Consider the following 13871-nt stretch of genomic DNA (forward strand, 5'->3'; position numbering starts at 1 on the left):
CCGTGAGTTCCGCCAGAGTCTTCGTCGCGCGCTTGGCCGGATGCAGTGTCTTCGACCCGGCCGGCGATCGCGTCGGCAAGGTCCGCGACGTGCTCCTGGTCTACCGGCAGAACGACGCCCCGCGGGTGGTCGGCCTGGTGGTCGAGATCCCCGGGCGCCGTCGCGTCTTCGTGTCGATCGGCCGGGTCACCAGCATCGGCAGCGGCCAGATCATCACCACCGGGCTCATCAACGTGCGCCGCTTCGAGCAGCGGGGCGGCGAGGTCCGCGTCATCGCCGAGCTCCTCGGCCGCCGGGTGAGCTTCGTGGACGGCTCCGGTGACGCGGTCGTCGAGGACGTCGCGATCGAGGAGGCCGCTCCCGGCGAGTGGGAGCTCGCGCAGCTCTTCGTCCGCCGGCCCAAGACCAGCCCCTCCCCCTTCGCCAAGGGCGCGACCGCCTTCGCCGGCTGGCGCGAGGTCCGCGAGAGCGTCTCGACCGAGGCGCAGTCCGCCGAGCAGTACGTCGCCAGCCTCTCCGAGCTCAAGCCCGCCGACCTCGCCAGCACGCTCCTCGACCTGCCGCAGCAGCGGATGCTCGAGGTCGCCGGCGAGCTCTCGGACGACCGCCTCGCGGACGTGCTCGAGGAGATGCCCGAGAGCGAGCAGGTCGAGATCCTCGGCCGGCTCGACGACGACCGCGCCGCCGACGTCCTCGACCAGATGCAGCCGGACGACGCGGCCGACCTGATCGCCCAGCTCTCGGAGGAGCGCGGCGAGGCGCTCCTGGAGCTGATGGAGCCCGAGGAGGCGGACGACGTCCGCATGCTCCTCACCTACGCCCCGGAGTCCGCCGGCGGTCTGATGACCACGGAGCCGATCATCGTCTCCTCCGAGGCGACCGTCGCCGAGGGTCTCGCCCTCATCCGCCGCCACGAGCTCGCCCCGGCCCTCGGCGCCGCCGTCTGCGTCACACTGCCGCCCTACGAGCCGCCGACCGGCCGCTTCCTCGGCATGGTGCACTTCCAGCGGATGCTCCGCTACCCGCCGCACGAGCGCCTCGGCACCCTGCTCGACCAGAGCATGGACCCGATCACGCCCGAGACCTCGGCGGCCGAGGTCGCCCGGATCCTGGCCAGCTACAACCTCGTCTCGGTGCCCGTCGTCGACGCGTCCCACCGCCTCGTCGGCGTCGTGACCATCGACGACGTCCTCGACTACCTCCTCCCCGACGACTGGCGCAGCCACGGCGACGACGACGAACCGAGGAAGCCGGTGACGACGGCGACGCAGGGCGTCCCGCTCGTGCCGCCGGCACCCGCGGCGACAGGCAGGACACGACGGGGACGGAGGGGCGCGCGTGGCTAGGGACACCAAGCAGGACCGGCGCCTCGACGCTCCCAAGGGCTTGCGCACCCGCGTCCTCTCGCGGCGGAACCGCCCGAGCAGCGACCGCTTCGGCCGCCTGACCGAGTCGTTCGCCCGCGGCATGGGCACGCCGTGGTTCCTGGTCGGGATGACGATCTTCTGCGTCTTCTGGCTGATGTTCAACACCTACGGGCCCGCGGACGCGCGCTTCGACTCGCAGGCCCTCGGCTTCACGGTGCTGACGCTGATCCTCTCCCTGCAGGCCTCCTACGCCGCGCCGCTGCTGCTGCTCGCGCAGAACCGCCAGGACGACCGCGACCGCGTGCAGATCGAGCAGGACCGTCAGCGGGCCGAGCGCAACCTCGCGGACACCGAGTACCTCGCGCGCGAGGTCGTGGCCCTGCGCCTGGCGATCCGCGACATGGCGAGCAAGGACTTCATCCGCTCGGAGCTGCGCGGCCTGCTCGAGGAGCTCGAGAAGGATCGGGCGCAGGAGCCCGAGCGGCGCGATGCCTGACGTCGCCGCCATCGAGACCGCCGTCAGGACGGCGCTGGCCCGCGTCGTCGATCCGGAGATCCGGAAGCCCATCACCGAGCTCGACATGCTCGAGTCGGTCGAGGCGGGGGCCGACGGAGCCGTCCGCGTCGCGATCCGGCTGACCATCGTCGGCTGCCCGGCCGCCTCCGCGATCGAGCGCGACGTGCGCGAGGCCGCGGCCTCGGCTCCCGGAGTCACGGCGGTCGACGTCGTGGTCGGAGTCATGACGCCGGCGCAGCGCACCGCCCTCACCGAGCGCCTCCAAGGCGGGCGCCGGAGCATGCCCTTCGGCCCGGACTCGCTCACCCGCGTGTACGCGGTCACCAGCGGCAAGGGCGGTGTCGGCAAGTCGACCGTCACCGCCAACCTCGCGGTCGCCCTCGCTCAGCGGGGGCTCGCGGTCGGCCTCGTGGACGCCGACGTGCACGGCTTCTCCATCCCCGGCCTGCTCGGCCTGATGCACGACGGGCGCGTCGCGGGGCCCACCCGCGTCGGCGAGCTGATGCTGCCGCCGGTGGCGCACGGCGTGAAGGTCATCTCGATCGGGATGTTCCTCGAGGGCGACACCCGGGGGGCGGCCGTCTCCTGGCGCGGACCCATGCTGCACCGCACCATCTCCCAGTTCCTCACCGACGTGTACTTCGGCGACCTCGACGTGCTCCTGCTCGACCTGCCTCCCGGCACGGGGGATGTGGCGATCTCCATCGGGCAGCTGCTCCCGCATGCGGAGGTCCTCATCGTCACCACCCCGCAGCCGGCGGCCGCCGACGTGGCCGAGCGCAGCGGCGCGCTCGCCCGCCAATCGGGTCAGCGCATCGTCGGAGTGGTCGAGAACATGTCGGGGCTTCCGCAGCCCGACGGCTCGGTGCTGGAGCTCTTCGGCAGCGGAGGCGGGGCCGAGGTCGCGCGTCGGCTCACTGCGACGGGCGACGAGGTGCCGCTGCTCGCGTCGCTGCCGATCTCCGTGGCGCTGCGGGCAGGGGGCGACGAGGGCGTGCCCGTCGTCGTCGGCGATCCGGAGGATCCTGCCGCCCGGGCGATCGACACCCTGGCGGCGACGCTCGCCGCGCGGCCGCGGGGACTGACCGGCCGTCGTCTTCCGCTCGCCGTCGGCTGACGCCTCCGCGCGGCTTCGTGCGGGCGGCGTCGGTCGAGACGCCCGCCCGACGCTCCTCGCGGAGCAGGGCTCAGGTGGCCTCGGAGTCGATCGGCGGCGGCGCGACGCTCGAGAGCGTGCCGGACGAGACGGAGCGCTGCATCGTCGTGTAGTAGCTGTCCTGCGCGGAGCCGGTGCCGCCCGGCACGACCGGAGCGGCGACAGCGGTGGGCGGCTTCACGGTGGGGGCCGGATCGTCCTCGAGCAGGGCGTCGCGGATGATGCGGCGGGGATCGTACTGGCGCGGGTCGAGCTTCTTCCAGTCGACGTCGTTGAACTCGTCGCCCATCTCGTCCTTGACGCGCTCCCGGGCCTGCGTGGCGAATCCGCGCACCTTACGCACGAGCTGCCCGAGCTGGGCGGCGTAGTGCGGGAGGCGGTCGGGACCCAGCACGAAGACAGCGATGACCCCGATGATGAGGAGCTTGTCGAACGTCAGACCGAACACGAGGACAACACTAACCCGCCGCGCCTCCCTCGCGGAGCCCGCGCGCCACCGTACCCTGACGATGCCCGGGCGCGATCCGCTCGGTGCACCGATCAGAGGAGCGCCCCCGTGTCCGACAAGGATGCCAACTGGAAGTACGCCGAGGACGCGGTCGTCGAGTCGGAGGCCATCGCCTCGGCCCGCCGGCTCTCGGTCGAGCTGGGCATCGACGCCGTCTCCCCCTCGATCGGAGCGCAGGCCGCGCTGGTCGCCGCCGCGGCGCGCGCGACCTCCATCATCGAGATCGGCACCGGCACCGGAGTGAGCGGCCTGTGGCTGCTCGACGGCGCCCCCGAGGCGATGCTCACCTCGATCGACTCCGAGGCCGTGCACCAGCAGCACGCGCGCGCCCAGTTCCACGAGGCGGGCATCTCGCCCAACCGGCTGCGGCTCATCCCGGGCCGCGCCCTCGAGGTGCTGCCCCGGATGAACGAGAACTCCTACGACATCGTCTTCGTCGACGGCGATCCGCTGCAGGTCATCGAGAACGTCGAGCACGCGCTGCGGCTCGTCCGTCCGGGCGGGACGGTCCTCGTCCCCCACGCGCTCTGGCGCGGACGCGTGGCCAACCCCGCGCAGCGCGACGAGATCGCGACGGCGTTCCGCACGCTGGTGGCCGAGGTCTGCGCCTCCCCCGCCGTGGTCAGCGTGCTCTCGCCGATCGGCGACGGCCTGCTGCAGGCCAACAAGCGCCGCGCCTGACGAGCGCGGCCGACCGAGGAAAGACGGAACGCCCGCCGCACGGTGTGCGACGGGCGTTCACGACGGTGCGGATCAGGCGGGAGACACCACCGACGCGAGCGCGTCGTGCAGCTCTTTCGCCTCTGCATCGTTGACCGAGACGACGAGGCGTCCGCCTCCTTCGAGCGGAACGCGCACGACGATGAGTCGGCCCTCCTTAACAGCCTCCATCGGTCCGTCTCCGGTCCTCGGCTTCATGGCCGCCATAGAGTTCCCCTTTCGTGACGTATCCCCCTATTATCGTGCATCCGCGGGGGTGTTCCGAACCGCGCCCGGAAGTCGGGCGTCAGCCGATCACGGCGGGGACCAGTCGCCCGGGGTGAACACCCAGCACAGCAGCACCCAGACGATCTGCCCGACGATCGATGCGGCCACCACGAACACCCTCAGGAGGGTCGACCGCGGCACCGCGAGCGCCCCGGCCAGCGGGAACATCGGCATCAGGATGCGGAACGTGCTCGACTGCGGGTAGAAGAACGCGAAGAGGTAGATCGCGTAGCCGCCGACCCAGAGCCGCGAGAAGACGTCGAGGCTGCGCGTGGCCCGCGAGAACAGGATCGCCAGGAATCCGAGCACCACCACGACAGTGATGCCCATGCCCGTGATCGGCGAGCCGAACCAGAGGCCTCCCCACCAGCCTCCACCGGCGAACCAGGAGGTGAAGGGGATGAGCTCGCCCTCGCCGATGAAGACGCTGCGCCAGGCGAGCTCGGTGTCGGTGTAGGCGGTGAAGGAGCCGGTCACGGCCCAGGCGATGAGCAGCCAGGCGAAGCCCACCGCGAGGGACCAGACCGTGAGGGAGACCGTGAAGGCGAACTCCCGGCGGGCGAACGGCTCGGTGCCGCGCCCGTGGCGCCAGACGCGGTAGAGGAAGTAGAGGCCCGTCATCGCCGCGATCGCGAGGCCGCTCGGGCGCAGGAGCCCCACGACCAGCACGACGGGGAACGTCCAGATCCACTTGCGACGCACCAGCAGGAGGAGCAGCACGGCCGTCAGGAGGATGCCGCCGGACTCCGCGTAGCCGATCTGCAGGATCGGGGACGTCGGAGCGACGCAGAAGAAGACGATCCCCATCAGCGCCTGGCCCTCGCTGAGCGAGACGCGGAACAGCCGGTAGATCACCAGGCACGCCGCTGCACTGCAGACCAGGGCGACGAGCACCGCCGCGTTCGCCCAGTCGAGCCCGGTGATGTTCATCAGGCCGCGGACGGTGAACGGGTAGACGGGCATGAACGCCCAGGGGTTCTGCTCCACGGCTCCGGACGGCGAGAGCGGCAGCACCGACGGGTACCCCGTCATCCCGATCCGCTCGTACCAGCCGCCGTCCCACGTCGTCGCGAACCGGACGTAGGTGTCGCGGAGTCCCGTCCACTCGACGCCCTGACGCACGGCGCCGACACGGAGCATGATCACGGTCGTGACGACGCGGGACACGGCGAAGACCAGGAGCACCTGGATCCACCACGGGATCCTCCGGAGCAGACCCCAGCGGGAGCGGGACGGAGAGGCGTCCTCCGTCTCCGGCGCGATCGCGGTGGCGCTCACGCGAGAGGCCCGCGGTCCGTCGAGGAGGCGGAGGCGGTCGTCAGCGGGGAGCGGGCGGGTGTCGCCGCGGCTCGCCGGCGGGTCGGCCGGAGGAGGGGCGACGCGTGTCGCGGCTCACCGGCTGGCGTGAGGGGAGACATTCCGACGAGCATACCCGTGCGGGAGTCGGGAGTCCCCGGAGGAGCACCGCGCCGGGCGGGCGCGCGGCACGATCACGGCGGGGTCCAGTCCGATCCGGCAACGGCCCAGCAGATCGAGATCCAGACGATCTGGCCGCCGATCCCGAGCAGGACCAGCGCGACGCGGAAGACCGGCGAGCGCGGCACCGCCAGCGCTCCGACGAGCGGGAACATCGGGCCCAGCAGCCGGAAGGTGCTCGACTGCGGGAAGAAGAACGCCAGCAGGTAGACGCCGTACCCGGCGACCCAGGCCCGGCTGAAGAGATCGAGCCGCCGTGTCCACGGTGCGGCGAGGATCCCGACGAACGCCGCCAGCAGGAGCACCACCAGCACGACGCCGACGGCCGGAGCACCGAACCACCACGAGCCCCACCAGGCGCCGCCCTGGAACCACGGAGTCAGCGGGAGCAGCTCCTGGTAGCCGATGTAGACCGCACGCCACGCCAGCTCGGTGTCGGTGTACGCGGTCATCGACCCGGTGACGACCCACGCCACGGCAGGCCAGAGGAAGCCGACCACGAGCCCCCACGCCGTCAGGCCCACGGCCGGCAGCCACTCCGACCGCGGGAACGGCTCCGTGCGGCGCCGGACGAACCGGTAGACGACGTACAGGCCGAGCGCGGCGGCGAAGGCGAGCCCGCTCGGCCGGGTCAGGCCCAGCAGCAGCACCACGGGCACGACCGCGAGCCAGCGCCGCCGCACCAGGAGGAGGAGCGTGACCGCGGTCAGGAGCATCGCCATCGACTCCGCGTAGGCGAGCTGCATCAGCGGCGAGGTCGGCGCCACGCAGAACAGCAGCACCGCCGTCAGCGACTGCGACTCGCCGAGGGAGTGCCGGAAGAGGCGGTACAGGACGAGGCAGCCTCCGGCTCCGCACAGGACGGAGACGGTCACGGCGGCCGGAGCCCAGGTGAGGCCGGTGACCGCCATCAGCGCCTTCACGACCCCCGGGTAGAGCGGCATGAAGGCCCAGGCGTTCTCCCCCACGTGGCCGTCCTGCGTGATCGGCAGGAAGCCGGGGTACCCGGTGGCCGCGATGATCTCGTACCAGCGGCCGTCCCACATCGACGCGAAGGCCGAGTAGGACGGGGAGGGGCCGGTCCACGGGTTCGCGAGCTGGTGCGCGGCGAACTGCAGCAGGATCACGGTCGTGACCACGCGGGTCGCGATGTACACCAGGAGGACCCGCGCCCACCACGGGACCAGGCGCAGGCGGAGGCGGAGTCGGACGGGGACGGCCGTGGCGCTCGCGCTCACGAGGACGCGGTCAGCCAGCGGCGGAGGCCCTCGGCGCACTCGGTGATCTCGTGCACCGCCACGCGCTCGTCGTCGGCGTGGGCCCGGAGCGGGTCGCCCGGTCCGTAGTTGACAGCCGGGATGCCCATGGCGGAGAACCGCGCGACGTCGGTCCAGCCGTACTTGGGCTTCGCCTCGGCTCCGACGGCCGCGAGGAAGGCCTGGGCCAGAGGTGCGTCCAGCCCCGGGCGGGCGCCCTCGGCCAGATCGTCCACCGTCACCTCGAACCCCTCGAAGAGCTCCTCGAGGTGGGCGAGCGCCTCCTCCCCGGACCGGTCGGGGGCGAAGCGGTAGTTGACCTGCACCGTGCAGAGGTCCGGGATCACGTTGCCCGCGACCCCGCCGGTGACGCGCACGGCGTTGACGCCCTCGCGGTACACGAGGCCCTCGACCTCGACCTCGCGCGGCACGAAGGCGGCGAGGCGGTCGAGGATCGGCGCGGCCGCGTGGATCGCGTTCTCGCCGACCCAGCTGCGGGCGGAGTGGGCGCGGACGCCGCGGGTGACCACGTCGACCCGGAGCGTCCCGTTGCAGCCGCCCTCCACTGCTCCGCTCGTCGGCTCGCCGAGCACGGCGAAGTCGGCGGAGAAGAGGTCGGGGCGGTGCCGGGAGAGACGGCCGAGGCCGTTGAGGTCCGCTGCGACCTCCTCGTTGTCGTACCACATCCAGGTGATGTCGACGGCCGGATCGGAGAGCTCGGCGGCGAGGACGAGCTGCACCGCCACTCCGGCCTTCATGTCGACGGTCCCGCGGCCGACCAGGTGCTCGACGCCGTCGATCGTCTCGGCGACGACGGGCAGGTTGCCGTTGACCGGCACCGTGTCGAGGTGCCCGGCGATCACGACGCGCTGGGCGAGGCCGAGGTTCGTCCGCGCCACGACGGTGTGGCCGTCGCGGATGACCTCGAGGTGGTCGTACTGCTCGAGCGCCCACTGCACAGCGTCCGCGATCTCGAGCTCGTCGCCCGAGACGGACGGGATGTCGCAGAGGATCCGCGTCAGGGCGACCGGATCGGTGCGCAGATCGAGCGGAGGGGCGGTGGTCGGATCGGCCATGCGCCCCAGGGTAGCGGCCGGACGCTCCGCGCTACCCTGATCGGCATGACCCTCGAGCACTCCGCAGACTCCTCCGCGCCCGCCTCCGCCTGGGGATACGGGCTCGCCACCGTGGCCGCCGACGGCACCGTCCTCGACACCTGGTTCCCGGAGCCGCGCCTCGGCACCATCCCGGCCGGCCGCGACCCCTGGATCGTGCCGGCGGAGTTCGAGGAGCAGGCCGGCGAGGATCCGCGCCGCGAGGTCCGCATCGACGTGGTCACCCTGCAGATCGACGTGCAGGCGCCGCCCGCCTCCACGTCCGACGCCTACCTGCGGCTGCACCTGCTCTCGCACCTCCTGGTCCGCCCGAACGAGGTGAACCTCGACGGCGTCTTCGCGCACCTGCCGAACGTGGTGTGGACGAACGCCGGTCCGGTCTCGCCGGAGTCGTTCACCCGCCTGCGGCCCTCGCTCCGGCGCCACGGCATCCAGGCCACCGGCATCGACAAGTTCCCGCGGCTGACCGACTACGTCACTCCGGCGAAGGTGCGCATCGCGGACACCTCTCGCGTCCGCCTCGGCGCGCACCTGGCACCCGGCACGACGGTGATGCACGAGGGCTTCGTCAACTTCAACGCCGGGACTCTCGGCAGCTCGATGGTCGAGGGGCGCATCTCGCAGGGCGTCGTGGTCGGCGACGGCTCGGACATCGGCGGCGGCGCCTCCATCATGGGCACCCTCTCGGGCGGAGGAGTGCAGCGCGTCTCGATCGGCGCGCGGGCGCTGCTGGGTGCGAACTCGGGCATCGGCATCTCCCTCGGCGACGACACCGTCGTCGAGGCCGGCCTCTACGTGACCGCTGGCACCAAGGTCGTCGTGGTCGGCGGAGCGCCGCGCGCCGACGGCGCCCCGCAGACCGTGAAGGCCGTGCAGCTCTCGGGCGTGCCGAACCTACTCTTCCGCCGCAACTCCCTCACCGGGGCCGTCGAGGTCCTCCCCCGCACCGGCGCCGGCATCGAGCTGAACGCCGCCCTGCACGCCTGAGGGCGGGCGTCCGGCGCCGCTGGTCCCGCATGCGGCGCCCCGGAACGATCCGAGCTGATCGAGTCCGCGGCGACCACGCCGCTCTGCGTCCCGCCTCGAAGAAGCGGTTCGAGCCTCGGACGGCCGACGAGAGGCGGGTGCGCCGCACGGCGAGAGCCCGCCCCCGGCGGGGACGGGCTCTCGGGGACCGGTCAGCGGTCGGTCGGCCAGTGGCGCTCGGGCGCGCCCATGTAGAGCTGCTGCGGGCGGCCGATCTTGGTCTGCTTGTCGGTGTTCATCTCGCGCCAGTGGGCGATCCAGCCGGGCAGGCGGCCGATCGCGAAGAGCACGGTGAACATCCGGGTCGGGAAGCCCATCGCCTTGTAGATGACGCCCGTGTAGAAGTCGACGTTCGGGTAGAGGCGCCGCTCCTTGAAGTAGTCGTCCTCGAGAGCGAGGGCCTCGAGCTCCATCGCGATGTCGAGCAGCGGGTCCTTCACGCCGAGGGCCTGCAGGACCTCGGAGGCGCTCTCCTTGACCAGCTTCGCGCGCGGGTCGTAGTTCTTGTACACCCGGTGGCCGAAGCCCATCAGGCGCACGCCCTCCTCCTTGTTCTTCACCCGCTCGACGAACGTCGACACGCTCTCGCCCGACTCGCGGATCCGGCCGAGCATGGTGAGCACCGCCTCGTTCGCTCCGCCGTGCAGAGGGCCGAACAGGGCGTTGATGCCGGCCGAGACGGAGGCGTAGAGGTTCGCCTCGGTGGAGCCGACGAGGCGGACGGTCGACGTCGACGCGTTCTGCTCGTGGTCCTCGTGGAGGATCAGGAGGCGGTCGAGCGCCTTCGAGAGCACCGGGTCGACCTGGTACTGCTCGGCCATCGTGCCGAAGTTGAGGCGGAGGAAGTTGTCGACGAAGCTCAGCGAGTTGTCCGGGTAGAGGAACGCCTGGCCGATCGCCTTCTTGTGGGCGTACGCCGCCATCACGGGCAGCTTCGCCAGGAGGCGGATCGAGGTGAGCTCCACAGCCTCCGGATCCTTCGGGTTGGAGCTGTCCTCGTAGTACGTCGACAGGGCCGACACTCCGGCCGAGAGCACCGACATGGGGTGCGCGCTGTGAGGGAGCGCGTCGAAGAAGCGCTTGAGGTCCTCGTGGAGGAGCGTGTGGCGGCGGATGCGCTCGTCGAAGCCCGCGAGCTCGTCGGCCGTCGGCAGCTCGCCGTAGATGAGGAGCCAGGCCACCTCGAGGTAGGTCGCGTTGGTGGCCACCTCCTCGATCGGGTAGCCGCGGTAGCGGAGGATCCCCTGGTCGCCGTCGATGTAGGTGATCTGCGACTTGGTCGCCGCCGTGTTCACGAAGCCGTAGTCGAGCGACATGAAGCCGGTCTGCTTCGACAGGGTCGAGAAGTCGATGCTCGAGGAGCCGTCGACGCTGCGCAGGACCGGGAAGTCCGCGGTGCGGTCGCCGAAGGTGAGCGTGACCTTCTCGGGGAGCTCCTGCTCCGCCGGCGCGGGAGGCGATGTCGTGGCGCTCCCGGTCGCGGGCTCCGTGGAGCCCACCGTCGCGGTTCCGTCGCTCTGCGTGCCGGATTCGGTCACAACGCCTCCCAGGTCGTCGCGGTCGCACCCCGGAAGCGCTCGCGCGGAGCGGGCGGCGCCGGGTCTGGATCGTGGTGCAGCCGGGGCCTCGCGAGGCGCCGTCGACCGAACCACATACAGCCTATGGGCAAAGCGGGGGCACTGTGACATCGCCCAGCGCTGGGGCCGGGGCCTTGTCGGAACCCGCCAGGATCGGCCGGGTCGAACGCCTCAGAGGCCGCCGGACAGGCGCTCCACGGCCGCGTCGATCCGCTCGTCGGAGGCCGTCAGCGAGAGGCGCACGTGCTCGGGGAAGCCCTCCCCGTAGAAGACGCCGGGGCCCGCGAGGACGCCGAGGCGGGCGAGGCGGTCGATGGACTCCCAGGCCGGGCGGCCCTCGGTCGCCCACAGGTAGAGGCCGGCCTCGCTGCGGTCGATCCGGAAGCCCGCGGACTCGAGGGCGGGCCGGAGGCAGTCGCGGCGGGAGCGGTAGCGCTCCTTCTGCGCGGCGACGTGCTCGTCGTCGGCGAGGGCGACGATCATCGCCTCCTGCAGCGGACCGGGCACGATCATGCCCGCGTGCTTGCGGACGGTCACCAGGCGCGCGATCAGGGCCGCGTCCCCGGCGACGAAGGCGGCGCGGTAGCCGGCGAGGTTCGACTGCTTGCTCAGCGAGTAGACGCCGAGGACCCCGGTGCGGTCCTCCCCCACCACGCGCGGGTCGAGGACGCTCGGGATCGGCTCGTCGGCCCAGCGGCCGTCCCAGCCGAGCTCGGCGTAGCACTCGTCCCCCGCGATCACAGCGCCCAGCTCACGGGCACGGGCGACGGCGCGCTGCAGGGCGGGCACGTCGAGCACGGCGCCATCGGGGTTGCCGGGAGAGTTGAGCCAGACCAGGCGTGTCGTCGCGGGCCACTCGGCGGGGTCGTCGGAGGCGAGCGCCTCAGCGCCGGCGATCGCCGCGCCCATCGCGTACGTCGGGTAGGCGGCGCGCGGATGCACGACCACGTCCCCCTCCCCGAGTCCGAGGAGGAAGGGCAGCCAGGCGACGAGCTCCTTGGAGCCGATCGTCGGCAGGACCTCGTCGATCCCGAGGCCCTCGACTCCGCGCCGCCGCGCGTACCAGGCGGCGATCGCCTCGCGCAGAGCGGGGGTGCCCACGGTCGTGGGGTACGCGTGCGAGTCCGTCGCGCGGGCGAGCGCGTCGCGGATCGGGGCGGGCGTCGGGTCCACCGGCGAGCCGATCGACAGGTCGACGATCCCGCCGGGGTGCTCCGCCGCCGTGCAGGCGAAGGGCGCCATCAGGTCCCAGGGGTAGTCGGGCAGCGCGCTGAGGGCCACGGGAGCGGCCTCAGTGGCTCTGCGGAGGCAGCGCCGCGATGACCGGGTGGTCCTTCGCGATCACGCCGACCTTGGCGGCTCCGCCCGGGGAGCCGATCTCGTCGAAGAACTCGACGTTGGCCTTGTAGTAGTCGGACCACTCCTCGGGGAGGTCGTCCTCGTAGTAGATCGCCTCGACGGGGCAGACCGGCTCGCAGGCACCGCAGTCGACGCACTCGTCCGGGTGGATGTAGAGCGAGCGCTCGCCTTCGTAGATGCAGTCGACCGGGCACTCGTCGATGCAGGCGCGGTCTTTGACATCGACGCACGGAAGTGCGATCACGTAGGTCACGGTGCTCCAGGTCCCTTCGAACAGTGTCTCTATCGTACGGGGGCCGACGGGGCGTCGGCGTCCGCGGGCCGCGGGGCGGCGGCGGGAGCGGCCGCCCGCAGCCGCGGCCAGGCGATCACGACGAGGGCGATGAGGGCGGGGAGGAAGGTCCAGGCCACGCCGAGGCCGTTCGCCGGGACGAGGACGGATCCGCCGGTGCTGCGCAGGGCGAGCAGCCCGATCATCCCGAGCAGGCCCATTGCAGTGCAGAACGCGACGAACCGGTCGATGAGCACGAGGCGCAGCCCGAGCAGGAGCAGCAGCACGCCGGCGAGGGAGGCGGCCAGGCCGACCGGGAGGACGACTCCGCCGACCGACACGGTGCTCTGGTGAGCGACCGTCGTGATCGCTCCGACCACCGCGCCGACCAGGACTCCGGCGACGCCCGACAGCACGCGCGATCCCAGCGTCGGACGCTCCTCCGGCAGCGGCGCCGGACGGCCCGCCTGCGCGACCGGGCGGAAGCGCTCGATGCGGCCGATGGGGAACGGCGGACCGCTCGAGAGGCGGGCCTCGTCGCCCTCGACCACCAGCTGCGTCGCGTGCGCCTCGAGGGCCGCGCGCTTGCGGGCGTGGTCCTCGGCGGACAGCTCGATCACGACGTCCCCGGGGAGGGGCGGGGCCGCGTCGGGGAGGACGGCGAGGAAGCGCAGGCCCAGGCGCTCGGCGGCGCGCTCGGCGACCCGGGCGGTGCGGACGTGGTCCGGGTGGCCGTAGCCGCCGCCCGCGTCGTACGACAGCACGACGCCCGCGTCGACCTGCCGGAGGACGGCGACGAGATCCGCCACCTCCTCGTCCTCGGGCGCGGCGGTGAAGGACGCGGGATGCACCGGCTCGAGCGGCACCGGGACGCGGCCGGGCCCCCACTGCATGCCGGAGTCCCGGTAGACGCGCGGAGCGAGGCCGGGTGCGCGGGCGCCCCCCTCGCCGAGGAAGCGGTGGTCGGCGACGCCGAGGGCCGTCAGGGCGACGACGAGCTCGGTCGTCCGGTGCGCGGCCAGCTCGGCCGAGCCCTCGAGCGGAGCGAGGTCCTCGGGGATGACCTCGCCGCACTCGCCCCGCGTGGCGGTGACGACGGTGACGGAGGCGCCCTGCGCCACCAGCCGCGCCAGGGTCCCGCCCATGGTGATCGTCTCGTCGTCGGGGTGGGCGTGCACCGCCACCACCCGCTCCGCTGCTGCGTCCCGGCCCGCGTCCACTCTCCGCCTCTCGTCCTGCGCGTCCTCCGCTGCGGG

At 72.4% G+C, this 13871-nt stretch carries 14 protein-coding genes; 5 read left to right on the forward strand and 9 right to left on the reverse strand.

Annotation, left to right across the window (positions count from 1 at the left end):
* Positions 1-2: 2 nt before the first annotated feature.
* The 3 genes from C5C36_RS00365 to C5C36_RS00375 are packed head-to-tail and all read left to right on the forward strand — an operon-like array spanning position 3 to position 3001.
* Complete coding sequence (locus C5C36_RS00365; RefSeq protein WP_104225554.1) at positions 3-1346, forward strand: magnesium transporter MgtE N-terminal domain-containing protein; 1344 nt, start codon at positions 3-5, stop codon at positions 1344-1346.
* The gene (locus C5C36_RS00370; RefSeq protein ID WP_104222991.1) at positions 1339-1863 is read left to right on the forward strand and encodes a DUF1003 domain-containing protein; all 525 of its coding nucleotides are present in this window, start codon (positions 1339-1341) and stop codon (positions 1861-1863) included. The genes C5C36_RS00365 and C5C36_RS00370 overlap by 8 nt, the downstream gene beginning before the upstream one ends.
* Positions 1856-3001, forward strand: a complete 1146-nt coding sequence (locus C5C36_RS00375) for an Mrp/NBP35 family ATP-binding protein (RefSeq protein ID WP_104309062.1) — start codon at positions 1856-1858, stop codon at positions 2999-3001. Before C5C36_RS00370 ends, C5C36_RS00375 begins: the two co-directional genes overlap by 8 nt.
* A gap of 70 nt (positions 3002-3071) precedes the next feature.
* On the opposite strand, the gene C5C36_RS00380 is transcribed toward C5C36_RS00375, so the two are convergent.
* Positions 3072-3488: a twin-arginine translocase TatA/TatE family subunit gene (locus C5C36_RS00380; RefSeq protein ID WP_146076468.1), complete on the reverse strand. Its 417-nt coding sequence runs from the start codon at positions 3486-3488 to the stop codon at positions 3072-3074.
* A gap of 108 nt (positions 3489-3596) precedes the next feature.
* Between C5C36_RS00380 and C5C36_RS00385 the strand changes: the two genes are divergently transcribed.
* Positions 3597-4229, forward strand: coding sequence for an O-methyltransferase (locus C5C36_RS00385; RefSeq protein WP_104222989.1), 633 nt, complete (start codon positions 3597-3599; stop codon positions 4227-4229).
* 72 nt (positions 4230-4301) lie between these two features.
* On the opposite strand, the gene C5C36_RS00390 is transcribed toward C5C36_RS00385, so the two are convergent.
* The 4 genes from C5C36_RS00390 to dapE all read right to left on the reverse strand — a co-directional run bounded on the left by C5C36_RS00390 (position 4302) and on the right by dapE (position 8343).
* Complete coding sequence (locus C5C36_RS00390; protein WP_068208299.1) at positions 4302-4475, reverse strand: DUF3117 domain-containing protein; 174 nt, start codon at positions 4473-4475, stop codon at positions 4302-4304.
* Between the two features lie 87 nt (positions 4476-4562).
* The gene (locus C5C36_RS00395) at positions 4563-5813 is read right to left on the reverse strand and encodes a hypothetical protein (RefSeq protein ID WP_104309063.1); all 1251 of its coding nucleotides are present in this window, start codon (positions 5811-5813) and stop codon (positions 4563-4565) included.
* Between the two features lie 212 nt (positions 5814-6025).
* Positions 6026-7249 (reverse strand): hypothetical protein, encoded by a 1224-nt coding sequence (locus C5C36_RS00400; protein WP_258072152.1) that lies wholly within the window; start codon positions 7247-7249, stop codon positions 6026-6028.
* Entirely contained in the window at positions 7246-8343 is a 1098-nt protein-coding gene (gene dapE, locus C5C36_RS00405) for a succinyl-diaminopimelate desuccinylase (protein WP_104309064.1), read from the reverse strand. Before dapE ends, C5C36_RS00400 begins: the two co-directional genes overlap by 4 nt.
* A 45-nt stretch (positions 8344-8388) precedes the next feature.
* On the opposite strand from dapE, the gene dapD reads away from it, so the two are divergent.
* A complete protein-coding gene (gene dapD, locus C5C36_RS00410; protein WP_104232738.1) occupies positions 8389-9369 on the forward strand; it encodes a 2,3,4,5-tetrahydropyridine-2,6-dicarboxylate N-succinyltransferase in 981 nt (326 codons plus the stop codon).
* 191 nt (positions 9370-9560) lie between these two features.
* On the opposite strand, the gene C5C36_RS00415 is transcribed toward dapD, so the two are convergent.
* The 4 genes from C5C36_RS00415 to C5C36_RS00430 all read right to left on the reverse strand — a co-directional run bounded on the left by C5C36_RS00415 (position 9561) and on the right by C5C36_RS00430 (position 13835).
* Complete coding sequence (locus C5C36_RS00415; RefSeq protein ID WP_258068982.1) at positions 9561-10946, reverse strand: citrate synthase; 1386 nt, start codon at positions 10944-10946, stop codon at positions 9561-9563.
* A 210-nt stretch (positions 10947-11156) separates the two neighbouring features.
* Positions 11157-12266 carry a succinyldiaminopimelate transaminase gene (gene dapC, locus C5C36_RS00420; protein WP_104262480.1) on the reverse strand — a complete coding sequence of 370 codons (1110 nt, stop codon included), beginning with the start codon at positions 12264-12266 and terminating at the stop codon, positions 11157-11159.
* A 10-nt stretch (positions 12267-12276) separates the two neighbouring features.
* Positions 12277-12597 (reverse strand): ferredoxin, encoded by a 321-nt coding sequence (gene fdxA / locus C5C36_RS00425; RefSeq protein ID WP_104222984.1) that lies wholly within the window; start codon positions 12595-12597, stop codon positions 12277-12279.
* Between the two features lie 29 nt (positions 12598-12626).
* A complete protein-coding gene (locus C5C36_RS00430; RefSeq protein ID WP_104309065.1) occupies positions 12627-13835 on the reverse strand; it encodes a PIG-L family deacetylase in 1209 nt (402 codons plus the stop codon).
* Positions 13836-13871: the final 36 nt, after the last annotated feature.

This window comes from Rathayibacter sp. AY1G1, assembly GCF_002932095.1.
Lineage (GTDB): Bacteria > Actinomycetota > Actinomycetes > Actinomycetales > Microbacteriaceae > Rathayibacter.